We start from the raw sequence: 23,631 nt of genomic DNA on the forward strand, positions 1-23,631 counted from the left end.
TTATATTACCAATCTTTTTCTAAACGACCACCCTGCAGTACTTTCTGTTGTTTCTTTACTTTATCCTGTACGTCTTTTTCATCCTGCATCACAGAATTCAGTAATTGTTCAGCGTTCTCCTTTGACATCTGATTATTTTGTTTTTCAGATTTGGGCGGTTGTTGCTGATCTTTTTTTTCATCTTGCTTCTGATCGTTCTGTTTATCTTTATTTTGGTCTTGTTTTTGATCTTGCTTTTGTTGATCTTTATTTTGATCCTGATTCTGCTGGTTCTGTTGTTGATCTTTCAACATTTTTTGTGCAAGAGCCAAATTGTATCGCGTTTCATCATCTGTAGGATTATTGCGCAATGACATCTTATATGCATCCACAGCTTTTGCATAATCTTTACCAGCCTGGAAAAGTACTCCCATGTTATGGTAAATATGCGCTAGTTTCATTTTGTCTTTTTCTATATTGCCAGCCGCTACATATTGCTCCATAGCATCCTGAAACTTTTGCTGTTGTGAAAGCGTATTACCCAAATTATACATGGATACTGAAGATTTAGGATTTACTTCCAGAGCTTTCCGGTAGTTTACCTCTGCATCTACAAATACACTATCATTAAACAGGCGGTTTCCTTTACGGATATAGTCACGTTCTTCTTTCTGCGCTGAAACAGCAACAGCCGATAGTAGAAACACGACGAATAGAATATATTTACTTTTTAACATGCGCATAACTATTTCTTATTAGAAAACAGATGAATGTTCTTAAATAAAGGATTCTTGCGATCCAAAATTAATATTTCTGCCAATAGCAATAATAGAATAATCCAGGCAATTGCTTGGAATTGTTCGTTAAACTCTGTGTAGACTTTAGATTCTACATCAGATTTTGCCATTTTGTTCACTTCTTGATTAATAGCTTTCTGTGCCGAATTAGAGTTGTCTACCCGTACATATATACCTTTTCCTTCTTTGGCAATCTCCTGACACATAGCTTCATTCAGACGGGTAACGATTACATTACCTTCCCGGTCACGGCGATAATCATTTGTACCTTCAGCCGGTATGGGAGCTCCATCAGGCATACCTACTCCCAATACATTCACTTGGATATCTTTTTCTGCCGCAGCTTTAGCTGCTTCCACTGCGCCGCCTTCATGGTTCTCACCGTCCGTAATAACAATGATAGCACGCCCTACTCCTTCTTGAGGAGTGAAACTACGGGTAGCTAAATTTATAGCTTCTCCAATAGCTGTACCTTGCTTGGATATTAAGGAAGGATTTATAGACTCCAAGAACATTTTAGCGGAAATATAGTCGCTGGTAATTGGTAATTGTGTGAACGCATCACCGGCAAAAACAATCATGCCGACTTTATCATTATCAAGTTCATCTACCAATCTGGATATTAATCTTTTTGCCTTTTCCAAACGACTTGGTTGCACATCCTGGGCAAGCATAGAGTTTGAAATGTCTAATGCGATAATCACTTCCACTCCTTTACGCTTTACCGTTTCCAATTTAGAACCAAATTGAGGACGTGCTAATAGTACTGAAAATAAACCGATAGCAGCAAATAAGATCCAGAATTTTACATCCGGACGATATTTAGAGACGTCGGGCATTAATTGAGCCAACAAAGCAGGATCACCAAAACGGCGAATATTCTTCCTTCTTTTGTAATTGGAATACAAGTAGAAAGCTGCTAAGAAAGGTAATAGCAGCAATAAATATAAATATGTAGGTTCTCCAAATCGAAACATCTTCTTTACTATTTTACGATTGACAAATTACAATTGACAAACCACCTTATGGAATTTTCTTGAGTATTGAATTACGTAGCAATACTTCCAATAACACGCAGAGGAAAGCAGCTAATGCAAACCAATGATACTCTTCATCGCGTTTGCTGTACTCTTTTACATTCAGTTTGGTTTTCTCCAGTTTATCAATTTCTTCATATACTTCTTTTAGTTTCGAATTGCTCGTAGCCCGGAAATAGTTACCATCTGTTGTTCCGGCAATCTGCGTCAATGTCTTTTCATCGATTTCTACCGGCATATTAACATATTGCACTGTATTGCCGACTGGATAAGGATAAGGTGCCATTCCATTCGTTCCTACACCGATAGTGTATACACGAATTCCAAAGCTCTTAGCTATTTCGGCAGCTGTCATCGGAGAAATATCACCTTTGTTGTTGGTACCATCCGTCAACAAGATGATGACTTTCGATTTAGCTTTACTATCTTTCAAGCGGGTTACAGCATTCGCTATTCCCATACCCACTGCAGTACCATCTTCGATAAGGCCACATTTGATATTATGAATCATATCCAGCAATACGGCATGATCTACAGTTAATGGACATTGAGTGAAAGTCTCACCGGCAAATAATGTGATACCGATATTATCATTCGGACGTCCATTAATAAACTCCGCTGCAACATCTTTTGCAGCTTCCAGCCTATTAGGTTTCAAGTCTTCAGCCAGCATACTGGTAGAAACGTCGATAGCCAGCATAATATCAATACCTTCTATCTCGCTGTTTTGCCACTTATTAGTCGTTTGTGGGCGTGCAAGAACCAGAATAACCAACACTAACGCTATGATACGTAGTATAAATGGAGCATGTAACAAATAATTCTTATAACTTTTGGGTGTATGCGCATATACCCTGGCATCAGAAATTTGAAGAGTAGCTTCACTTTTTCTTTGCTTCAGAATATACCATACAATATAAGGTATAAGCAATAATAGCAAAAACAGATATTCAATATTGGCAAAAACCATTTTATTTATGATTTAACAGTTTACTATTTAGTATTCAAGTTACACATTCTTTATACAAAAAGATTGTATATCTGCATACCTATATATATAAAGGTACCAATCAATGCTACTGATAAAAGCGTAATTCCGCAAATCAGCATTGCTTTAACCCGCAAAGAGCGTTTCTCAATGATGGTAATTTCTGTTGGTTGCGGTTTCTGATTTTCCTCTTCCGGTTGTTTCGTCTCATTGATAAAGTCGATAGCATTAATCAAGTTTGCGTCATTTTCATTCATTTGAGGATCATGTTTGGCAAACTTCACTAAATCGGCAGTTTGGAAAAGATATTTCAAATCAGACATCGCTTCTTTGTCATTCATTTCCAGTAATTTATCAATGATTTCAGAAGAAGTCATTTCCAATGCATTAAATCCGAAACGTTCTTTTATATAAGTACGAAGAGTATCAGTTAATTCTGTATAGTATTCCTTCGGTTGTCCTTTCTGCCATATCTTTTCAGTTTTGATACGTTCTATCTCCTTCATGGCAGCCTGATGTGGCGGCAACTTAGGTTCAACTTTTATCTTACGGATAATTGGCTTATTATCACGGATACGTACGATAAGATAGATCAATAAACCAAGCAGAGGTAAAGCCAGGAATGAACAAGCAATCAAGCCATACCAATCTTCCCATGCAAAAGGTGCCTTCATTACAGGTTTCTGCCCGAAAAATTGGTCAGGGTGTAATGTGTCTACTGGAATGGAATACACTTTCAATGCCAAGGCTTTTGATTTATACTCTTTGCCATCTACCGTTACGGGCATTGGTGGCAGATAATATAAAGCCGAATCAAAAGAAGTGATAACATATTCCTGAGTAATCAACATTCGCTGTCGATCGTTCAGAAATTGGGTATCCGGTTTGACGGTTTCTATAATTTCTACACCTTTTATTAAAGTATCGGCATAAGCAGGAAAAATAGCACGCTGCTTGGCATCCATGGCGACTTGCAATTGCAATTTCGCTTGTTCACCAATCAGTATCTGCAATGAATCTATCTTTGCTTCCACTGTAACAGATTGTGCTGTTACTTTGCCGATAGATAGTAGACCTAATAATGCTATCAGAATAATATTTCTATTCATATTTGATTTCATTAATTTCGTTTGGCAAATAAGTTCAACAATGCCTTTACGTAATCCTGGTCAGTTCTGACCGACACAGAGTCTACATTACTTTTAGTAAACGTATCGCTCAGCTCAGCTTGCTTCTGTATCCACCAGTCACGATGTGCACGACGTACTGCTTTAGAAGAAGTATCGATCCATTGCTCATGGCCAGTCTCTGCATCTTTTATCCGCATTAATCCTACAGGAGGAAGATCACTCACTCTTCGGTCGTAAACTTGTAATGCTACTACGTCATGTTTCCGATTGGCTATGGTTAATGCATTTTTAAAGCTTTCCTGGTCGATGAAGTCTGATAGAATGAATGCCGTACAGCGTCTTTTCATCACATTAGTCAAGTATTCCAATGCAAGACGTATATTGGTACGACGGCTTTCCGGTTGAAAGTCAATCAGTTCACGGATAATATATAGAATATGTTTACGTCCCTTTTTAGGTGGAATAAACTTTTCTATCCGGTCTGAAAAGAAAATCACGCCGATCTTATCATTATTCTGTATGGCAGAAAAGGCAAGAGTAGCTGCAATTTCCGTTACCATGTCCTTCTTTAGCTGTTTAACAGTACCAAATTCCAAACTTCCGGAAACATCAACCATCAACATGACTGTCAGTTCGCGTTCTTCTTCAAACACTTTCACGTAAGGTTTGTTGAAACGTGCCGTCACATTCCAGTCTATGTCACGTATATCATCGCCAAACTGATATTCCCGGACTTCGGAGAACGACATACCCCTACCCTTGAAAGCCGAATGATACTGGCCTGCAAAGATATTGTTAGACAATCCCCGTGTCTTAATTTCAATCTGACGAACTTTTTTTAGTATTTCACTTGTCTCCATTTATACAGTAGTTAAGTAGTAAGTAGCTAAAGTAGTCTAGTATAACACTATGACTACTTATTGACTGTATTATAACTACGAATTAGGGCACTTCAACCTTATTCAGAATCTTGCTGATGATTTCGTCCGAAGTCATATTGTTAGCTTCCGCTTCATATGTCAATCCGATGCGGTGACGAAGAACATCATGCGCAACAGCACGTACATCTTCCGGAATTACATAACCACGACGTTTGATGAAAGCATATGTACGGGCAGCCAAAGCCAAATTGATAGAAGCACGAGGCGAACCACCAAATCCGATCATATCTTTTAATTCTTTGAGATCATATTTTTCCGGGAAACGGGTAGCAAATACAATATCTACGATATAACGTTCAATTTTCTCATCTAAATATACCTGACGAACAACTTTGCGTGCTTCAATAATCTCATCAGCTTTTAGAATCGGTTTCACATTGAACTTTTTCCCATTGATATTCTGGCGAATAATCAACTTCTCTTCTTCCAGCTTCGGATAGTCAATAACCACTTTCAGCATGAAACGGTCGACCTGTGCTTCAGGAAGAGGATAAGTTCCTTCTTGTTCAATCGGATTTTGAGTAGCTAATACAAGAAAAGGTTCCTGCAATTCAAATGTTTCTTTACCGATAGTAACCTGACGTTCCTGCATAGCTTCCAGTAAAGCACTCTGTACTTTGGCCGGAGCACGGTTTATTTCATCAGCTAATACAAAGTTGGCGAAAATCGGGCCTCTTTGTACCTTAAAAGATTCATCTTTCTGACTGTAAACCATTGTTCCTATAACGTCGGCAGGCAATAAATCCGGTGTGAACTGGATACGGCTATATTTCGCGTCGATCAGAGAAGCGAGTGTTTTAATAGCCAAAGTTTTTGCCAAGCCAGGTACACCTTCCAAAAGAACGTGACCATCGGAAAGTAATCCGATAAGCAGTGATTCAACCAAATGTTTCTGACCAACAATGATTTGGTCCATACCTGTCGTAAGATTGGTAACGAAAGCACTTTGTCTTTCAATCCGCTCATTTAGCTCGCGGATATCAATTGATTCAGCCATAAATACTTAATATTTTATTATTTAATTCTCATTATTTTTATGCAAGCCTTGCCTGTGTTATAAGGCTTTTAATTTTGCTCCCAAAAGTACGCCATATAATTAACGATTGCAACTAATTTTTATTAAAAAACTATGCGAAATCTTTAGATTAAGGTACTTTCATACGCTTTTGCACATCCATAACATTTCACCCGACCAATACAGGATTTGTACGGTCGGGTGAATGGATTATTATTACTTATTCTTTGATGAGTTCCGGTATTTTAATTGTTGTACCATATGGTACATTATTGGGATTCTTGATTACGTCCGGATTATGTTTCACAATGTACGGCCACATAGCTTTTGTGCCATAGAATTGCAAAGAAACTCTTGTCAAGGTTTCACCCTCTTTGATTGTGTATTTAGTTTTGGTTCCTGTAATCTTATAAGATGCCGAATCCAAATAAGCAGAAGCTGAAGGTTGTTGTTGCACAACTTTATTTTCAGTTTTTGTAGGGGTGATCACCTCTTCCTTTTTAGCAACTGGCTGTGGAGTAACAACTGCTTTAGGTATATCAGGCGTTATTTCTTTAATTGTATCTTTATGCTCGATTGTATCAGAAAGTTGCGTTTCCGGTTGAACAGGTTGAGTGGTTACGGGGGGCATATCAAGAGCATTTTTATCGGATGAAGAAGAAAACAGATCCGGATAATAAATGAATAGAACAACACCGCCGCATAGCAACAAAACAAGGATAATGACAGCAACCAAGTAAGGTACAGGCGACTTCTCCTTCGCAGGAGTTTTCTTCTTGGAACTTGGAGAAACAGTAGTCTGTGCCGGCTTGACAGGGTTTGCATTTTCCTCTTTAGCTGGTATTATTGGAATTTCAGGCTTCAAATTTGCTTTCAGAAGTTCTTTCTCTATAATCTCTTCGGCAGTGAATCCTTCTTTTTCTTTTATAGGAGTTGGCTGTTGTTCAATGATAGATGTTTCTTTGACAACTTCCTCTTCTTTTGGCTGTTCTATCGGTTCCTCTACAACTAAGGGAGCGATTTCATCTGTAATCTGCTCTTCAATAGTCGTTTCTTCAGATTGTTCGGTTACTTGTTCTTCTTGTACAGCTTCCTCTTCCGAAAGATTCTCACTCTCATCAACAGCTTCATTTATTTCTACTACAGTAGAGCTATAATCACCCTCTTGAACTTCTTCTTTCTCGCTTGCCGGTGTCTTTGCAGGAATTTCTTCTCCTATTTCTTCCTCTTCCGTTTCTTCTACCGGAGTATCTTCTAAAATTGTATTTTCATTTAGAACGACAGTCTCAAAATGCGCAAAAGGCTTGTTGATAATATCTCTCAGACTAGCATCCGGAGAAAAGGAGACTTTTGTATGACCTTTTATCTGAAAGCGCTCTCCAGTATTGACATTGACACTTTCCCTACTATCTACATCAATAAGTTTGAAAGTACCCAATCCTTTGATTTTTACAGTATTCTCGCTTTCCAAGGCTTGTTCTATCAGGAGAAAAAACTCTTTTACGAACGCCTCGGCATCCTTCTTGGTCATGCTATGTTTGGCAGCCAATAAGTCAGTAAGATCTTGAATTGTTAGTCTTTCATTCATAACGGGAAATATTTATTTAAACTTATCTTTCAGTGTATTGCTAGGTCTATAAGATAATACCAATTTGGGAGGAACCAGCATGCGCTGTTTACTCGCCGGATTAATAGAAATGCGTTCCGCTTTCTTCTTTACTTCGAAAGAACCAAATCCCTGGACCGCAATCATATTGCCTTCCTCCAGTTCTTGTGTCATGCTGGACAGCAAAGAGCTTATTAATTCAGAAGTATCTTTGATGGTATATCCCAATCTTTCTGCCAGTTCAGATGTAAATTCCTTATTATTCATAGTCATCTATTATCTTTGCATATAAATCAAAATCATCTGCATCTATCACTTCCACCTGATAGAACTGTCCGATTTTAAGTTCTTTTTCTGAGCGATTTATCAACACTTCCGGATCTACCTCCGGCGAATCGAATTCTGTTCGCCCAATATAATAATCTCCCTCCAGTCGGTCGACGATAACTTTCATTTGTCTACCGACCTTTTCGGCACTTAGTTCAGCAGAGATTGCTTGCTGAATATCCATCAGTTCATCAAGTCTGGCTTGTTTTACCTCTTGTGGAATAGAGTCTTCATATGCTTCTGCTGCATAAGTCCCCTCTTCTTCTGAATAAGTAAAAGCTCCCATTCTATCAAAACGTACTTTTCGCACAAACTCTTTCAACTCCTCAAAGTCTTCTTCGGTTTCCCCCGGATGTCCTACCATTAAAGTCGTTCGCAGATGAATCCCCGGTACTTCTTTGCGGAATTGCTCAATCAGTCTATAAGTATCTTCCTTTGTAACTTGCCGACGCATCAATTTCAACATATTGTCGCTGATATGCTGAAGGGCAATATCCATATATTTACATACATTATCGCGCTCACGCATTACCCGGAATAAATCAGTCGGAAAATGTGCAGGATATGCATAATGCAGACGAATCCACTCCACTCCCGGAATATCAGAAATACGTTCAATCAATTCAGGAAGCATTTGTTTCTTATACCGGTCGATGCCATAATAAGTCAATTCCTGTGCAATCACTTGAAACTCTTTCACTCCTTGAGACACCAAATACCGAACTTCATCCAGAATTTCTTCTATGGGTTTGGATATATGACGCCCCGTAATTATCGGAATGGCACAATAGGAACATTTGCGATCACACCCTTCTGAAATTTTCAGATAAGCATAATGCTTGGGGGTAGTCAATGTCCGCTCAATGTACAATTCGTCGTGATATGTTTTCCCTAAATCCTGCAATAATTCTTTCCAATTGAATTTACCATAAAATTTATCCACCTGTGGTATTTCAATCGCCAATTCTTTAAGATAGCGTTCGGAAAGACAACCCATTACAAAAAGTTTCTTCAGCTCACCTTCTTCTTTCCTTTCGGCAAATTCCAGAATCATATTGATAGACTCCTCTTTGGCATCACCGATAAAACCACATGTGTTGATAACGGCTATTTCTCCTTGAGGTTCTTCCGTATCATGAGTTACGCTGTATCCGACTTCTTCCAACTGACGCATCAATTGTTCCGAGTCAACCAGGTTTTTGGAGCACCCTAAGGTGATTATATCAATTCTTTTTCTTTTCATGCATTCTCACCAAACAAGGAATCTACAAATTCGTTTTTACGGAATACTTGTAAGTCCTCCATACCCTCGCCTAATCCAATATATTTAACGGGAATCTTGAACTGATCGGAAATACCAATCACTACACCACCCTTGGCTGTACCATCCAACTTTGTGATAGCCATCGCAGTTACTTCTGTTGCCAAAGTAAATTGCTTGGCCTGCTCAAAGGCGTTCTGTCCGGTAGAGCCATCCAATACCAGCAAGACTTCGTCCGGTGCATCAGGTACCACTTTTTTCATAACGTTCTTAATCTTTGTCAGCTCATTCATCAAGCCAACCTTATTGTGAAGACGCCCCGCCGTGTCAATAATGACGATATCTGCATTGTTGGCAACAGCAGAACTAAGAGTGTCATATGCCACAGAAGCAGGATCGGCCCCCATTTTTTGTTTGATAACCGGCACACCTACCCGTTCTCCCCAAATCATAAGCTGTTCTACTGCAGCAGCACGGAATGTATCAGCAGCTCCTAAATAAACGGATTTACCCGCCTTTTTAAATTGATAAGCCAGTTTACCGATTGTCGTAGTCTTACCCACTCCATTCACTCCCACCACCATAATCACATATGGCTTTCTTTCGATGGTTACGTCGAAATCGGCTACATCGTCCGAATTGTTTTCGGTCAGTAAGGCGGCTATTTCTTCACGCAATATATGATTCAGCTCCTGGGTATTCACATATTTATCGGCAGCGGCACGTTTTTCTATGCGCTTGATTATATTCAAAGTGGTTTCCACACCTACATCAGATGTTATTAGCACTTCTTCCAGATTATCCAATACTTCGTCATCTACCTTTGACTTTCCAGCCACGGCACGAGCTATTTTACTAAATACGCTCTCTTTGGTTTTAGATAATCCTTTATCTAAAGTTTCCTTCTTCTCCTTTGAAAAAAAACTAAAAAATCCCATATTTACGGTTGTTTGTATAATACATTATTCTACAAAGATATAACAAAGGATTGAAAAAGTAAAAAAAAGAAGCAATAAAAAATCCTCTCACTGATAAACAATGAGAGGATTTTGAATTTATAGCGTGTATGCTATTTCAATTATTTTTTGAAAAAGTCTTGTACTTTTTCGTTAGGAACCATTTGCTCATCAAAAATGTAAGCTCCAGTTTTCGGAGATTTTACCATTTTGATAACCTTGGTATAAGCACGACCTTCTTTAGAACCTTCGTGCAAACTTGCTACTGTTTTCTTTGCCATGGGTTATACTACTTTATTATTTAATTTCCTTGTGTACTGTTACTCTCTTCAGGATTGGGTTGTATTTCTTCAACTCAAGTCTTTCTGTAGTATTCTTTCTGTTCTTAGTTGTGATATAACGAGATGTTCCCGGCATTCCACTGTCCTTGTGTTCTGTACATTCCAGAATCACCTGTACTCTGTTACCTTTTGCTTTCTTTGCCATTGTAAGTTTTCTCCTCTACGTTTAGCCGATTACTTTAATGCTTTTCCAATCACAAAAACCTTTAGCTACAGCATCAGTAAGCGCAGCATCCAGTCCCTTTTTGTTGATAATACGCAGCCCGTTAGCACAAATGCTAAGGCTGATCCAACAATCTTGTTCTACATAATAGAACTTTTTGTTAAACAAGTTCAAATCAAAGGTTCTTTTAGTTCTTCTCTTTGAGTGTGAAACATTGTTGCCAATCATGGCTTTCTTTCCGGTAATTTGACAAATCTTCGACATTTCTATCTTATTTTTATAGTTTTATATCTATACTTATTTCAAACAGGACGCAAAGTAAGCACTTTTATCCGTATAAAACAAGGATTTCTTAAAATAATTCACTTATAAGCAGCTATTTTTCTTTATTTGAGTAAATCCCGAAGCATTAGTAGCGCATTATTGCCTGCCCGCTCAATATTCATGGCTCTTCCGCGATTTGTTTCCTGCTTGTAAGTATGAATTTCGTTTTTATAACCAGCAGCTATCCAAACGGTCCCTACAGGTTTTTCCGGAGTACCTCCGCCCGGGCCGGCTATTCCTGATGTAGCAACGGCGCAGTCAGTTTTCAATGCTTTCATCGCACCTTTTACCATTTCAATTACAGTCTGCTCACTTACAGCGCCATAGCATTCCAATGTCTTGGAAGACACGTTTAAGAGCCCCATTTTTACATCATTGGAATAAGCCACCACACTGCCATTGAAATATTCCGAGCTTCCGGCGATGGATGTTAGCCGTGCGGCAATACTTCCTCCTGTACAACTTTCTGCGGTGGAAACGGTTATTTTTTTCTTTTTCAAGAGTTCGCCCACTATGACCTCCAGCGGTGTATCTTCCTCGCTAAAGATATCATCACCTAATATTTTCTCTAGTTTTACTTTTTCGCAGTCGAGAAGGGCTTTTATTTCTTCTTCTTTTTGTCCGCGTCCGGTTAATCTCAGACGAATTATCCCAAGTTTGGGCAGATATGCTAATTTGATACATTCCGGCAAAGCACTTTCCCAAGGCTCTAGTTTTTCAGCCAATACCGATTCCGGATAATGTTGTACAAGGAAAGTTTGGTGGATGATTACATCCGTTTGAAACCTTTCGTGCAACTTAGGTAATACGCTTTCGGTCATCACGGCAGTCATTTCCTGTGGAACTCCGGGCATAGATACAAGTACTTTTCCATCCTTTTCAAACCAACTGACAGAAGCACTTCCTACAGGATTATTGATTACCGTGCAATCTTTAGGAACCATCGCCTGACTTTTATTCAGCGCATTCATAGGGATTTTTCCCGCTAACACCCGCTTTACATTCTCAAAGACTTCTGCACTGAATATCAGTTCCGTATGGAAGTATTTACAAAGAGTCTGTTTGGTTATATCATCCTTAGTAGGGCCAAGGCCTCCGGTCACTAAAACAATATTTACCCTTTTCATCGCATTATCAATTGCTTCTAGGATCTCTTCCTCCCGGTCACGGACTGAAACAACACGAAGAACTTCAATACCTATTTTGTTTAACTCCTGCCCCATCCAGGCGGAGTTAGTATCGATAACCTGCCCTATCAGCAGTTCATCGCCAATGGTTATAATCTCGGCAAACATATCTCCCTGCTTTATTTTAATTATATATATTCCCTATATAATATAGGTACGAGAAAACAACTTATAATGTCACGCGAGAATATGCCGGAAGATCAATGGAGCAGAAGTCTTTATCCAGATATTTAAAATATCCGGTAATGGCAATCATTGCCGCATTGTCGGTCGTATAGCTAAATTTAGGAATGAATATATTCCAGCCATATTTTTCGGCATGTTCACGGAATGAATTACGCAATCCGTTATTTGCGGAAACACCACCTGCCACAGCTACTTCCTTGATCTTATATTCTTTCGCTGCTTTCCGCAGTTTATCCATTAGAATATCTACAACCGTTGCCTCCAACGATGCAGCTAAATCGACCTTGTGATGTTCGATAAAATCAGGATCATCCTTCATCCAATCACGCAATGAATACAGGAATGACGTTTTCAACCCACTAAAGCTGTAATCCAAACCCGGAATATGCGGTTTGCTAAAAGTAAATGCTTTCGGATTTCCCTGGCGTGCCAATTTGTCAATAATCGGACCTCCCGGATAACCTAATCCCATAACTTTCGAACATTTATCTATTGCTTCACCTGCTGCATCATCAATCGTTTGCCCAAGAATTTCCATGTCATTATATGCTTTTACCAATATAATTTGGGAATTTCCCCCGGAAACCAACAGGCAAAGGAATGGGAATTGAGGTTGCTTATTCTCTTCTCCTTCTGCTTTAATAAAATGTGCTAAAACATGTCCTGTCAAATGATTAACATCAATCAAAGGAATGTTTAAAGAACGGGCAAATCCTTTTGCGAAAGAAACACCGACAAGCAAAGAACCCATTAATCCCGGACCACGGGTGAAAGCCACCGCACTCAATTCTTCTTTGGTAATGCCGGCACGTTTCAATGCTTCGTGTACTACCGGTACGATGTTTTGTTGGTGTGCCCGTGAAGCCAGTTCGGGTACTACTCCACCGTATGCTTCGTGTACGGCTTGACTTGATACCACATTTGACAGCAGATAACCATCCTTGATTACAGCTGCCGACGTATCGTCACAAGAGGATTCAATTCCTAATATTATTGCACTCATAAATATTTAAACTATTAAACGGTGCAAAAGTAATCATAAAACTACGATTCATAACGAACTATTTTATATTTTTGTTCGCAAAATAAAAGTAATCGCTTATCAGAACGCTGAAAAAGACTGTACGCTGGGTAGTCGGTATTGTACTGGGAGTATATATCGGGGCTATTATCTTGTTGAATATACCAAGTATTCAACGGGCTATGAGTTCATTTGTAGCCGAAGAACTTTCCGAGGTCTTGAATACAAAAGTCATGATTGGTAGGATCAATATCGGATTATTGAACCGTATTATTATCGACGATGTATTACTAGATGATCAAAAGGGACAGGAAATGCTCAAAGTTACCCGTCTGTCCGCCAAATTTGATATAATGCCTTTCTTTAAAGGAAAGATTTCTATCAGTAGTGTCCAACTTTTCGGTTTTAATATCAATCTTCAGAAAGAGACGCCGGATTCTCCACCTAATTTTAAGTTTGTTTTGGATGCCTTCGCATCCAAAGATACTGTAAAGAAGGAAAATTCACTTGATTTGCGTATCAATTCCATCTTGATTCGTCGGGGTCGGATGGCCTATCATGTACTTTCGGAAGAGGATACGCCGGGGAAATTCAACGCCAAGCATATTCAGCTCCAAAATATCATTGCTAATATTTCTTTGAAAGCATTGAGCAAGGATTCTGTGAATTTAGGGATTAAACGATTGAGTCTTGACGAAAAGGTGTCGGGAGTTTCTTTGAAGAAAATGAGTTTAAAGTTGGTTGCTAATAGTAAGCAGACGAATATTGAAAACTTTGCTATCGAACTGCCTGAGACTTCTCTGAAAATGGACACCATACATTTGGTATATGATAGTCTGGAAGCTTTCAATCATTTTGCAGAACAAGTTCATTTTTCTTTCCGTACATTACCGTCGCAAGTTACTTTAAAAGACATTTCGCCTTTTGTACCTGTTCTGTCACATTTCAAAGAACCGGTTACGTTGGATATGGAAGTGAAAGGCACAGTCGACCAATTGAATTGTTCGCATTTGGAGATTACAGCGGACGACCGGCAGTTCCGCCTTAGAGGAGACGTGTCACTTCAAGATTTGTCACATCCGCAAGACGCATATGTATATGGTACCCTTTCTGAACTCTCAGCCAATACTCGCGGCGTTGGCTTCTTAGTGCGTAACTTGAGTCACAATTACAACGGAGTTCCTCCTGTTCTCGAACGTTTGGGGGATGTAAGCTTCCAGGGAGAAATTTCTGGGTATTTCACAGATTTGGTTACTTACGGACAATTGCGTACCAGTTTGGGAAATGTAAAGACTGACTTAAAGCTAAGTTCGGATAAGAGTAAAGGGTTGTTTGCTTACTCCGGCGCAGTGAAAACTGAAGATTTCAAGCTTGGTGAACTATTAGCTAATGAACAGTTGGGAGAAATCACTTTCAATCTTGATGTACATGGGCGGCATATCACCGATCAACTTCCGATTGTAGAATTAAAAGGATTGATTGCTTCTATAGATTATAGCAGATATAGATATGAGAATATAACATTGGACGGAGAATATAAACAAGGCGGTTTTAATGGTAAGGTGGCATTGGATGATCCGAATGGTTCTATCTATTTGAATGGAGATGTCAACGTCACTTCCAAGATTCCGACTTTTAATTTTCTTGCAGTGGTTGATAAGGTACGGCCCAATGATTTGAATCTTACTACTAAGTATCCGGATGCAGAATTCTCCCTGAAGCTGAAAGCTAATTTTACAGGTGGATCTGTGGATGAGATGATCGGAGAAATCAATGTAGACAGTTTGATGTTTACGGCACCGGATAAAGAATATTTCATGAAAAACATGAATATCCGGGCAACAAAACAGAATAACGAAAATCAGCTAAGGCTGACTTCCGAGTTCCTGACAGCAAGCATAGAAGGAAAATTCCAATATCACACGTTGCCTGCCAGTATTTTGAATATTATGAGGAAATATGTCCCATCCTTGATATTGCCACCTAAAAAGCCGATTGAAACACATAATAATTTCCTGTTTGATATACATATATATAATACGGACATCTTATCTACTATTTTTGATATTCCACTGACAGTATATACTCATTCTACTTTAAAGGGATATTTCAATGATCCCATGCAACGTTTGCGTGTGGAGGGATATTTTCCTCGTTTGCAATATAAGAATAACTACATAGAATCCGGGTTGATTCTCTGTGAGAATCCGGCGGATCATATTCGTGCTCGGGTTCGCTTGACCAATTTAAAGAAGAAAGGAGCAGTTAACCTTTCCTTGGATGCACAGGCGAAAGATGATAATGTCAGTACGACATTAAACTGGGGAAATAGTGCAGTGGCAACGTATAGCGGACAATTGGCTGCCGTAGCCAAGTTTTTACGTACCGAGGGAGAAAAGCCATTATTGAAGGCAATGGTAGATGTGAAGCCTACAGATATTATTTTGAATGATACTCTTTGGAAGATACATCCTTCGCAAGTAGTGGTAGATTCGGGAAAAGTAGATGTGAATAATTTCTATTTTAGCCATCAGGATCGTTATGTACGTATTAACGGGCGTCTCTCTGATAATCCCAAAGACACGGTTAAAGTTGATTTGAAGGATATTAATATGGGATATGTATTTGATATTGCAAGTATCTCTGATGATGTAAACTTTGAGGGTGATGCTACGGGGACAGCTTATGCAAGCGGTGTGCTGAAAAAGCCTGTGATGAATACCCGTTTATTCGTTAAGAATTTCTCGCTTAACGAAGGACGGTTGGGCGACCTGGACATATATGGTGAGTGGGATAATGAAAACAGAGGTATTCGCTTGGATGCATCTATTCAAGACATAGCTTCTGCCCCATCCCGTGTCACAGGCATTATTCATCCATTAAAACCGGAAAGTGGACTTGACTTGAATATCGAAGCTCAAGAATTGAATTTGAAGTTTCTTGAGCATTACATGAAGTCTATTGCTACTGATATAAAAGGACGAGGAACAGGGAAGGTACATTTCTATGGAAAATTCAAGGGATTGAACTTGGATGGCGCGGTCATGACAGACGCTTCCATGAAGTTTGATATATTGAACACTCATTTTGCCGTTAAGGATACGATCCGCCTTGCTCCTACCGGATTGACATTTAATAATATGTATATTTCCGATATGGAGGGGCATACCGGAAGAATAAATGGATATTTGCATTTCCAGCATTTTAAGAACTTAAATTATCGCTTTGAAATACAAGCTAATAATATGCTTGTGATGAATACGAAGGAGTCGACAGATATGCCTTTCTATGGTACGGTATATGGTACCGGAAATGTGCTACTTTCCGGAAATGCCACACAAGGATTGGAAGTTAATGCTGCTATGACCACCAACAGAAATACTGTCTTTACCTATATTAATGGAAGCGTAGCATCGGCCACCAGCAATCAGTTCATTAAGTTTGTGGACAAAACGCCCCGTCGCACTATTCAAGACTCCATTCAAATCATCTCTTACTATGACCAAATACAGCAAAAACGTCAGGCAGAGACAGAGGAACAAAAGACGGATATTCGATTGAATATTCTAGTGGATGCAACTCCTGATGCTACTATGAAAATTATCATGGATCCAGTTGCCGGAGACTATATTAGTGGAAAAGGTACAGGAAACATCCGAACGGAATTCTATAATAAAGGTGACGTGAAGATGTTCGGTAATTATCGAATTACGCAAGGTGTATATAAGTTTAGTTTGCAGGAAGTCATTCGCAAGGATTTTGTAATCAAGGATGGAAGTACGATTACTTTCAATGGTGCGCCTTTGGATGCCAATATGGACATACAAGCTTCGTATACGGTAAACTCTGCTTCGTTGAATGATTTGATACCCGATGCTTCAGCTATTATACAACAGCCCAATGTGCGGGTAAATTGTATCATGAATTTGAGTGGAATGCTGGTACGTCCGACTATTAAATTGGGTATTGATCTTCCCAATGAAAGAGATGAGGTGCAGACATTGGTGCGTAACTACATCAGTACGGAAGAACAAATGAATATGCAGATTCTTTATTTGTTAGGTATTGGTAAATTCTATACAGAAGATGCCCGGAATAATAATCAGAATTCGAATGTAATGTCATCAGTGCTTTCTTCTACCCTTTCCGGCCAGCTAAATAATGCACTATCACAAGTTTTTGAAACAAATAATTGGAACATTGGAACAAATTTGAGTACGGGTGATAAAGGTTGGACAGATATGGAAGTTGAAGGTATCTTGTCCGGTCAACTCTTGAATAACAGATTGTTGATTAATGGAAACTTTGGTTATCGGGACAATCCAATGGCAAATACAAACTTTGTAGGAGACTTTGAAGCGGAGTGGCTGATTAACCGTTCAGGCGATGTTCGTTTGAAAGCGTATAATGAAACGAATGACCGTTATTATACGAAAACGAACTTGACCACACAAGGTGTAGGTATTATGTATAAGAAAGATTTCAATAAATGGAGTGATCTGTTCTTTTGGAATAAGTGGAAGTTACGTAATAAACGGAAACGGGAAGAAGCAGAAAAGGTTGAACAACAAACGGATAGCATTCAAACCGATGAAACAGCAAAATCAGCAATAAAAAGACAACGCTCACAACCCTAAGCAAGGTTCATTGTTTAGGGTGACAACCTTGTTGTCGATAATCTTGGATATTTATTTTAAGTACATTTGCCGTTATTCTTAATTTAATATATCCATATTATGAAAAGTAACAATCAAAACATTTACAAATTCATTCTTATTCTCACTTTAGTTTTATTCTGTAGCTGCTCTAAAGAGTCAGATGAGGAGCAAAAAGATTCAGTGCCGACAATTACATTATCTATTTTACAGGTAGGTTCGGATGGTACTTATATAGATGGTGTTTGGTTTCGGTTTGTCTCCTGCACAGGTACAGTTGAAAACAATGGTGGCAGTCCTATCACTGAGTATGGTTTCTGTTGGGTAACCAATGGGCAAGACACTCCGGATATTAAGAATGGTGAGAAGTTGATAATAGGAACCAAAGATATAACAGGCTCTTCTTCGAAAACTGAGTTTCCTGTCCAATTATATAAGAATTATCATGTACGGGCTTATGCTATCAATTCGTTTGGAGTGGGCTATAGTGAAGTGAAAATAGCTAATGGTGGCAAGATAGTGGCAATAGTTATTTATTACCTTTGCTTAATGTGTTTATGTGGCTTAACTAATGTATTTATGCGGCAATAAGAATTCGTTCCACATACATGAAGCATTCGGTTCACATACGAGAACTAAAAAGTTCACGTACATGATATGAATGCTTCACGCACATGAAACGAAAACGTGGTTGCTGCTAAATACATTACTAATGCCTTGTTTATATATTAAGGTCACTGGTTTTTATTCTAATGCCTGCGTCCTTTGTAGAGAACATATCCACCAAACAACGCTTTATTGAAAGGAAAAGCTTTGCAAAAGCTCAATCTTTGAGTCAAAAAAGGTATTCTTAAGACATAGGAAAACGGATACGGGATTATCCATCAAATGGCTGATGTACAACTGTGTAGACAATAAAATAGTGATAAGTAAGGTGATAATAGAAAGCATTGTTTTTTCTATTATCACCTTATTGTCACTCATTATTATCACTGAATATTTATTGATTATCAGTTTGTTAGACACGAAAAGTGACAAGTGACAATAAAAAAGAGTTTTTTAAATCTATGTAACTGAAAAACAATTTGCGAAGATTGGAGTCTTTGTATTACCATGCTGGATTATGTCATTATCAGTACCTAATCCATCTTTAGAAGGCACTCACTACCCATCATTTTGTGTAAATAGGATGATGTTCATACCTTTATTGAATAACATTTCCATTTATATCTATATTTACAGTGAGTTCGTTCTCCCCCCTTTCTAATTCAATACGATAATATACTGTATCGTCAGCTTTCTCAATATATTTTGCATCATCAAAACGATATTCTCCATATTGATTGTCAATAGTATTATTTACTGTGTCTGGGAGTTCATTTTTACGTACTTCCCATGATGTAGAATACCAGTTGCCACTTTGGTTGAACAGTACATCTTTAGAAATTCCGTTATGAATGATGTCTACTTCCGTATATCCATAATCCCAATCATTTCGGTCATTTTCTACATCCACTTCCATGATTTTGGCATTCGGATACCTTTCATTGATGACGTTTTTCATAACATCCGTCAGTTGTACGGGAAGATACTCATCCTTATCATTGTCTGTGTCAACAACACTCTTAATCAGCTCCCCATTCACAGAATAATACAAATCCATCTCTTGATTCTGATTCTCCACTTCAATTACGTAAACAGTTTCAAAACCTTCCCGTTCCAATTTGTCTACATCGTCTATTTTCCATGACTTGTATTCACTTGTTTCAAAGGACGTTTTTACAGCTTGCGGCAGTGCATCATACGGAATATCCGTTTCTGTCATCTTCCATTTGCCATCTTGTGTGAACCAGGCAGACGCTTCGTAGCCGTCATAGAAATCAGCTACATAATATCCGGATTTATTCTCCCATTTTACATTAGCTGCATTCGGATATTTGGACGAAAAAGCATTTTGTAATTCAACAGGAACATCAATTGATTCATCATCGTTATTATCACAACTATGCAAACTCCACGCAGTACCTAGTACCAACAAAAGAGTAAAAATGTTGAGTTTCATCATTGTTTAATTTTAAAGGATTCAATTATCTATATCAATCAGATTAAATTTCAGGTCAAATTTTAATTCAACGCGATTGGATAGTTTCACCTCATATTCCTTTTTATCACGTTCTATTTTCAGTACTTTTACATCAGGATAATTAGTCGTTACGTATTTCTGAATAGCCGTCGGAATTGTCGCTGTGGGAACGATAGTATGTTTACAATCTATTTCCGTCCAATTTCCTTTCTTGTCAAATTCCACTTTATTACCATTCGTGAAAATCACTTCATAGCTTTTGTAAAAGAAATCATTTTCCATTTTCGCCAATGCTACTTTGTTATCAGAGAAATGCTGTTTGATAAACTGTTGAGCCGGTTGTGGCATTTGAGTAACCTGAATTGGTTTGTCATCGTCCGCACGTGCTACTGTTTGCAAAGTAAAAAGACATACTAATAAGAATACTAACTTTTTCATAATCGTTGTTTTTTTAATTGGTTTTACTATTATCATTTAATTTATACTGCAAAGATGAGAGCAGAATCTGAAAAGATTTGGGAATTTTGAGAAATTTCGCAAAAAACTCATAGAAAATTATAGTGACGCTATACTGTCGTCATAGCGTCACTATATCTATAGGATACCGTCACTATCATACAAGGATAGCGTCACTATAATTTTCTACAGGAATTAGATTCTTTATAATTCTTTTAGCAGCAATTAATAAACACATCACTTATTTTTGCAATCACAAATTTGACAATATTCATATTAAATAACCATAAGAACTTTTGTATGACTATGAGAACAAATTATCTCTTATTCTTAGCAATTTTATTGGGCTTGATTCCCATGAATTACACACACGCAAATGATTCGATTTCTAAAAGCGTGGTATTGTACACACCTTACACAAAAATTTCCGTATCACCGGGAGCGTCAATTGATTACAGTATTGACCTTATCAACAACACTGACGAATTGACGAATGCAACCCTTTCTGTCAGCGGGCTGGGCAGTAGTTGGAAACATGAAATGAAATCCGGTGGATGGAGTTTAAGTCAATTATCCGTGCTTCCTAAGGAAAAAAAGACTTTTAACTTAAAAGTCGAAGTTCCATTGAAAGTAAATAAAGGGAATTATCACTTCGTTGTGTATGCCGGAGAGACTAAACTTCCGTTGGATATCGTCGTGGCTCAAAAAGGTACTTATCAAACGGAGTTTACTACCGACCAGCCTAATATGCAGGGAAACTCCAAATCCACTTTTACGTTTAGTGCTACTCTGAAGAATCAAACGGCCGATCAGCAATTATATGCATTGATGGCTAATGCGCCAAGAGGGTGGAATGTTATTTTTAAACCCAATTACAAACAAGCCACTTCAGCCCAAGTGGAAGCAAACAGCACTCAGAACGTAAGTATAGATGTTACTCCACCTGCTAATGTTGAAGCCGGCAGTTATAAAATTCCGGTACGTGCGGCCACGGGAACAACTTCGGCAGAATTAGAGTTGGAAGTCGTTGTTACCGGCTCTTATCAAATGGAATTGACTACCCCACGTGGATTGTTAAGTACAGACGTTACAGCCGGCGATGTGAAGAAAATAGAGTTGGAAGTCAAGAATACAGGCTCTTCATTGCTGAAAGATATCCAATTATCCGCCAATAAGCCGGCAGATTGGGAAGTAACCTTTGAACCATCCAAGATTGATGCGTTAAAAGCCGGAGAAACATCAACTGTGACAGCTACATTGAAAGCTTCTAAAAAAGCACTTCCCGGCGACTATGTCACTACCATGATGGCCAAGACCCCTGAAGTAAATGCGGATGCACAATTCAGAATAGCTGTAAAGACTCCAATGATATGGGGATGGGTAGGTGTACTTATTATTATTGCTACCATAGGTGTTGTCTACTATCTGTTCCGTAAATATGGAAGGAGGTAAATATGGGCGAACAAGTGATCGTACTTACCGATTTAACCAAACAATATGGTAACTTTACTGCTGTAGATCATATTCGCCTGAACATTCAGAAAGGAGAAATTTTCGGATTACTAGGTCCGAACGGTGCCGGAAAGTCAACGACTATATTAATGATGCTGGGATTGACAGAACCCACATCGGGAACGGTCGAAATTTGTGGAATAAATTCCACTACACATCCTATTGAAGTGAAAAGGAAAATCGGATATCTTCCCGAAGATGTAGGATTCTATGATGATATGACAGGTCCGGAGAATCTGATCTATACAGCCCGGTTGAATGGTATTCCTGATAGGGAAGCAAAAGAAAAGGCAATGGAGTTGATGAAGCGTGTAGGTCTTGAAGACCAGTTGAAGAAAAAGGCCGGAAAATATTCCCGTGGAATGAGACAGCGTTTGGGGCTTGCCGACGTACTAATAAAGAATCCGGAAATTATTATTTTGGACGAACCGACTTCAGGTATTGACCCTGCGGGTGTTCAGGAGTTTATCGAATTGATTCATTGGTTAAGCAAGAAAGAGGGTTTGACTGTGCTGTTTTCGTCTCACCATTTGGATCAGGTACAAAAAGTTTGTGACCGGGTCGGATTGTTCAGTAGCGGCAAATTGCTGGCTTTGATTGATATGGCAGAACTGAAAGAAAGGAAACAGGAATTGTCTGATATTTATAACCATTATTTTGAGGAAGGAGGAGAAAGACATGAATAAAGTCAATCATCCTTTTTGGGTTATCGTCAACAAAGAAATTGCCGATCATGTCAAGAGTTGGCGTTTCATTATCTTGATTGGTATTATAGCACTTACCTGTATGGGATCGCTATATACGGCGCTCACCAATATAAGTGCAGCCATAAAGCCTAATGATCCGGACGGCTCATTTTTATTCCTGAAGTTATTCACGGTATCGGATGGGACTCTCCCCTCTTTTGTGTTGTTTATTAACTTCCTGGGGCCATTGTTGGGAATTGCCTTAGGCTTTGATGCTGTTAATTCCGAGCAGAATAAGGGAACATTAAGCCGTATGCTCTCCCAGCCTATTCATCGTGATTGTATTATTAATGCCAAGTTCGTGGCGGCTTTAATAGTCATTGGTATCATGCTGTTTGTACTGGGCTTTTTAGTAATGGGATTCGGATTGATTGCTATCGGTATTCCTCCTACAGCAGAAGAGTTTTGGAGAATTGTTTTCTTCATTATAACGAGCGTTTTTTATGTTGCCTTTTGGTTGAATTTGGCTATTTTATTTTCGCTTCGTTTCCGTCAGGCTGCTACTTCTGCACTGGCATCGGTAGCTGTATGGTTGTTTTTTAGCATATTCTATACGATGATTGTCAATTTGGTGGCAAAAGGACTGAGTCCGTCAGAAATGGCATCGCCTTATCAGATAATCAGTTATCAGAAGTTTATTCTTGGTTTGATGCGTCTGGCACCGAGCGAACTGTTTAATGAAGCTACTACCACATTGCTAATGCCTTCTGTCAGAAGTCTCGGTCCACTGACTATGGAACAGGTACAGGGAGCTATTCCAAGTCCACTTCCTTTGGGACAAAGCCTTTTGGTAGTTTGGCCGCAACTGACCGGATTGATTGCAGCGACTGTTATCTGTTTTGCTATTTCGTATAGTATGTTTATGAGAAGGGAAATTCGTTCCCGATAAACTATCATACAATTTAATTCTAATAAAATTC

General features: G+C 38.7%; 22 protein-coding genes. 5 read left to right on the top strand and 17 right to left on the bottom strand.

Going from position 1 to position 23,631, the window contains the following annotated elements:
- Positions 1-5: 5 nt before the first annotated feature.
- From HC965_RS09710 to tsaD, 15 genes are all read right to left on the bottom strand, one after another.
- On the bottom strand, positions 6-716 hold the full coding sequence (locus HC965_RS09710) for a tetratricopeptide repeat protein (protein ID WP_191031293.1): 711 nt from the start codon (positions 714-716) through the stop codon (positions 6-8).
- An 8-nt stretch (positions 717-724) separates the two neighbouring features.
- A complete protein-coding gene (locus HC965_RS09715; protein ID WP_191031294.1) occupies positions 725-1,753 on the bottom strand; it encodes a VWA domain-containing protein in 1,029 nt (342 codons plus the stop codon).
- 46 nt (positions 1,754-1,799) lie between these two features.
- Positions 1,800-2,783, bottom strand: coding sequence for a VWA domain-containing protein (locus HC965_RS09720; protein WP_191031295.1), 984 nt, complete (start codon positions 2,781-2,783; stop codon positions 1,800-1,802).
- A 50-nt stretch (positions 2,784-2,833) separates the two neighbouring features.
- Positions 2,834-3,910 carry a BatD family protein gene (locus tag HC965_RS09725; RefSeq protein WP_191031296.1) on the bottom strand — a complete coding sequence of 359 codons (1,077 nt, stop codon included), beginning with the start codon at positions 3,908-3,910 and terminating at the stop codon, positions 2,834-2,836.
- A gap of 11 nt (positions 3,911-3,921) precedes the next feature.
- The gene (locus HC965_RS09730; RefSeq protein WP_022138238.1) at positions 3,922-4,791 is read right to left on the bottom strand and encodes a DUF58 domain-containing protein; all 870 of its coding nucleotides are present in this window, start codon (positions 4,789-4,791) and stop codon (positions 3,922-3,924) included.
- A gap of 82 nt (positions 4,792-4,873) precedes the next feature.
- A complete protein-coding gene (locus HC965_RS09735; protein ID WP_191031297.1) occupies positions 4,874-5,869 on the bottom strand; it encodes a MoxR family ATPase in 996 nt (331 codons plus the stop codon).
- Positions 5,870-6,107: 238 nt separating this feature from the next.
- Entirely contained in the window at positions 6,108-7,475 is a 1,368-nt protein-coding gene (locus tag HC965_RS09740) for an HU family DNA-binding protein (RefSeq protein ID WP_191031298.1), read from the bottom strand.
- A gap of 12 nt (positions 7,476-7,487) precedes the next feature.
- Positions 7,488-7,760 carry an HU family DNA-binding protein gene (locus tag HC965_RS09745; RefSeq protein ID WP_073346459.1) on the bottom strand — a complete coding sequence of 91 codons (273 nt, stop codon included), beginning with the start codon at positions 7,758-7,760 and terminating at the stop codon, positions 7,488-7,490.
- On the bottom strand, positions 7,753-9,063 hold the full coding sequence (rimO, locus tag HC965_RS09750; RefSeq protein WP_191031299.1) for a 30S ribosomal protein S12 methylthiotransferase RimO: 1,311 nt from the start codon (positions 9,061-9,063) through the stop codon (positions 7,753-7,755). The genes HC965_RS09745 and rimO overlap by 8 nt, the downstream gene beginning before the upstream one ends.
- Positions 9,060-10,019 (bottom strand): signal recognition particle-docking protein FtsY, encoded by a 960-nt coding sequence (gene ftsY, locus HC965_RS09755; RefSeq protein ID WP_191031300.1) that lies wholly within the window; start codon positions 10,017-10,019, stop codon positions 9,060-9,062. The genes rimO and ftsY overlap by 4 nt, the downstream gene beginning before the upstream one ends.
- Before the next feature lie 140 nt (positions 10,020-10,159).
- The gene (locus HC965_RS09760; RefSeq protein ID WP_005777897.1) at positions 10,160-10,318 is read right to left on the bottom strand and encodes a DUF4295 domain-containing protein; all 159 of its coding nucleotides are present in this window, start codon (positions 10,316-10,318) and stop codon (positions 10,160-10,162) included.
- Positions 10,319-10,334: 16 nt separating this feature from the next.
- Positions 10,335-10,523: a 50S ribosomal protein L33 gene (gene rpmG, locus HC965_RS09765; protein WP_002560155.1), complete on the bottom strand. Its 189-nt coding sequence runs from the start codon at positions 10,521-10,523 to the stop codon at positions 10,335-10,337.
- Between the two features lie 21 nt (positions 10,524-10,544).
- Positions 10,545-10,805 carry a 50S ribosomal protein L28 gene (rpmB, locus tag HC965_RS09770; RefSeq protein WP_022138245.1) on the bottom strand — a complete coding sequence of 87 codons (261 nt, stop codon included), beginning with the start codon at positions 10,803-10,805 and terminating at the stop codon, positions 10,545-10,547.
- Positions 10,806-10,927: 122 nt separating this feature from the next.
- Positions 10,928-12,160, bottom strand: coding sequence for a competence/damage-inducible protein A (locus HC965_RS09775; RefSeq protein ID WP_191031301.1), 1,233 nt, complete (start codon positions 12,158-12,160; stop codon positions 10,928-10,930).
- 61 nt (positions 12,161-12,221) lie between these two features.
- Entirely contained in the window at positions 12,222-13,241 is a 1,020-nt protein-coding gene (gene tsaD, locus HC965_RS09780) for a tRNA (adenosine(37)-N6)-threonylcarbamoyltransferase complex transferase subunit TsaD (RefSeq protein ID WP_191031302.1), read from the bottom strand.
- Between the two features lie 200 nt (positions 13,242-13,441).
- On the opposite strand from tsaD, the gene HC965_RS09785 reads away from it, so the two are divergent.
- A complete protein-coding gene (locus tag HC965_RS09785) occupies positions 13,442-17,896 on the top strand; it encodes a translocation/assembly module TamB domain-containing protein (RefSeq protein WP_191031303.1) in 4,455 nt (1,484 codons plus the stop codon).
- A gap of 201 nt (positions 17,897-18,097) precedes the next feature.
- Positions 18,098-18,505: a hypothetical protein gene (locus HC965_RS09790; RefSeq protein WP_191031304.1), complete on the top strand. Its 408-nt coding sequence runs from the start codon at positions 18,098-18,100 to the stop codon at positions 18,503-18,505.
- A gap of 613 nt (positions 18,506-19,118) precedes the next feature.
- Here HC965_RS09790 and HC965_RS09795 read toward each other — a convergent pair.
- Together HC965_RS09795 and HC965_RS09800 are read right to left on the bottom strand one after the other, a co-directional pair.
- The gene (locus HC965_RS09795; RefSeq protein ID WP_191031412.1) at positions 19,119-19,976 is read right to left on the bottom strand and encodes a PepSY-like domain-containing protein; all 858 of its coding nucleotides are present in this window, start codon (positions 19,974-19,976) and stop codon (positions 19,119-19,121) included.
- 21 nt (positions 19,977-19,997) lie between these two features.
- Entirely contained in the window at positions 19,998-20,435 is a 438-nt protein-coding gene (locus tag HC965_RS09800; RefSeq protein WP_191031305.1) for a PepSY-like domain-containing protein, read from the bottom strand.
- Between the two features lie 318 nt (positions 20,436-20,753).
- On the opposite strand from HC965_RS09800, the gene HC965_RS09805 reads away from it, so the two are divergent.
- From HC965_RS09805 to HC965_RS09815, 3 genes are read left to right on the top strand one after another with little or no spacing between them, the layout of a single operon-like run.
- Entirely contained in the window at positions 20,754-21,905 is a 1,152-nt protein-coding gene (locus HC965_RS09805; protein ID WP_191031306.1) for an NEW3 domain-containing protein, read from the top strand.
- 2 nt (positions 21,906-21,907) lie between these two features.
- Positions 21,908-22,651: an ABC transporter ATP-binding protein gene (locus HC965_RS09810; protein ID WP_191031307.1), complete on the top strand. Its 744-nt coding sequence runs from the start codon at positions 21,908-21,910 to the stop codon at positions 22,649-22,651.
- Complete coding sequence (locus tag HC965_RS09815) at positions 22,644-23,600, top strand: ABC transporter permease (RefSeq protein WP_167964957.1); 957 nt, start codon at positions 22,644-22,646, stop codon at positions 23,598-23,600. Before HC965_RS09810 ends, HC965_RS09815 begins: the two co-directional genes overlap by 8 nt.
- Positions 23,601-23,631 lie beyond the last annotated feature (31 nt).

The sequence above is a fragment of the Bacteroides sp. GM023 genome (assembly GCF_014750685.1).
Lineage (GTDB): Bacteria > Bacteroidota > Bacteroidia > Bacteroidales > Bacteroidaceae > Bacteroides.

Bases quoted from the DNA above. Each gene is read 5' to 3' on its own strand.
- HC965_RS09710 (WP_191031293.1), bottom strand. From the start codon at position 716: ATGTTAAAAAGTAAATATATTCTATTCGTCGTGTTTCTACTATCGGCT.
- HC965_RS09715 (WP_191031294.1), bottom strand. From the start codon at position 1,753: ATGTTTCGATTTGGAGAACCTACATATTTATATTTATTGCTGCTATTA.
- HC965_RS09720 (WP_191031295.1), bottom strand. From the start codon at position 2,783: ATGGTTTTTGCCAATATTGAATATCTGTTTTTGCTATTATTGCTTATA.
- HC965_RS09725 (WP_191031296.1), bottom strand. From the start codon at position 3,910: ATGAATAGAAATATTATTCTGATAGCATTATTAGGTCTACTATCTATC.
- HC965_RS09730 (WP_022138238.1), bottom strand. From the start codon at position 4,791: ATGGAGACAAGTGAAATACTAAAAAAAGTTCGTCAGATTGAAATTAAG.
- HC965_RS09735 (WP_191031297.1), bottom strand. From the start codon at position 5,869: ATGGCTGAATCAATTGATATCCGCGAGCTAAATGAGCGGATTGAAAGA.
- HC965_RS09740 (WP_191031298.1), bottom strand. From the start codon at position 7,475: ATGAATGAAAGACTAACAATTCAAGATCTTACTGACTTATTGGCTGCC.
- HC965_RS09745 (WP_073346459.1), bottom strand. From the start codon at position 7,760: ATGAATAATAAGGAATTTACATCTGAACTGGCAGAAAGATTGGGATAT.
- rimO (WP_191031299.1), bottom strand. From the start codon at position 9,063: ATGAAAAGAAAAAGAATTGATATAATCACCTTAGGGTGCTCCAAAAAC.
- ftsY (WP_191031300.1), bottom strand. From the start codon at position 10,019: ATGGGATTTTTTAGTTTTTTTTCAAAGGAGAAGAAGGAAACTTTAGAT.
- HC965_RS09760 (WP_005777897.1), bottom strand. From the start codon at position 10,318: ATGGCAAAGAAAACAGTAGCAAGTTTGCACGAAGGTTCTAAAGAAGGT.
- rpmG (WP_002560155.1), bottom strand. From the start codon at position 10,523: ATGGCAAAGAAAGCAAAAGGTAACAGAGTACAGGTGATTCTGGAATGT.
- rpmB (WP_022138245.1), bottom strand. From the start codon at position 10,805: ATGTCGAAGATTTGTCAAATTACCGGAAAGAAAGCCATGATTGGCAAC.
- HC965_RS09775 (WP_191031301.1), bottom strand. From the start codon at position 12,160: ATGTTTGCCGAGATTATAACCATTGGCGATGAACTGCTGATAGGGCAG.
- tsaD (WP_191031302.1), bottom strand. From the start codon at position 13,241: ATGAGTGCAATAATATTAGGAATTGAATCCTCTTGTGACGATACGTCG.
- HC965_RS09785 (WP_191031303.1), top strand. From the start codon at position 13,442: ATGAGTTCATTTGTAGCCGAAGAACTTTCCGAGGTCTTGAATACAAAA.
- HC965_RS09795 (WP_191031412.1), bottom strand. From the start codon at position 19,976: ATGAAACTCAACATTTTTACTCTTTTGTTGGTACTAGGTACTGCGTGG.
- HC965_RS09800 (WP_191031305.1), bottom strand. From the start codon at position 20,435: ATGAAAAAGTTAGTATTCTTATTAGTATGTCTTTTTACTTTGCAAACA.
- HC965_RS09805 (WP_191031306.1), top strand. From the start codon at position 20,754: ATGACTATGAGAACAAATTATCTCTTATTCTTAGCAATTTTATTGGGC.
- HC965_RS09810 (WP_191031307.1), top strand. From the start codon at position 21,908: ATGGGCGAACAAGTGATCGTACTTACCGATTTAACCAAACAATATGGT.
- HC965_RS09815 (WP_167964957.1), top strand. From the start codon at position 22,644: ATGAATAAAGTCAATCATCCTTTTTGGGTTATCGTCAACAAAGAAATT.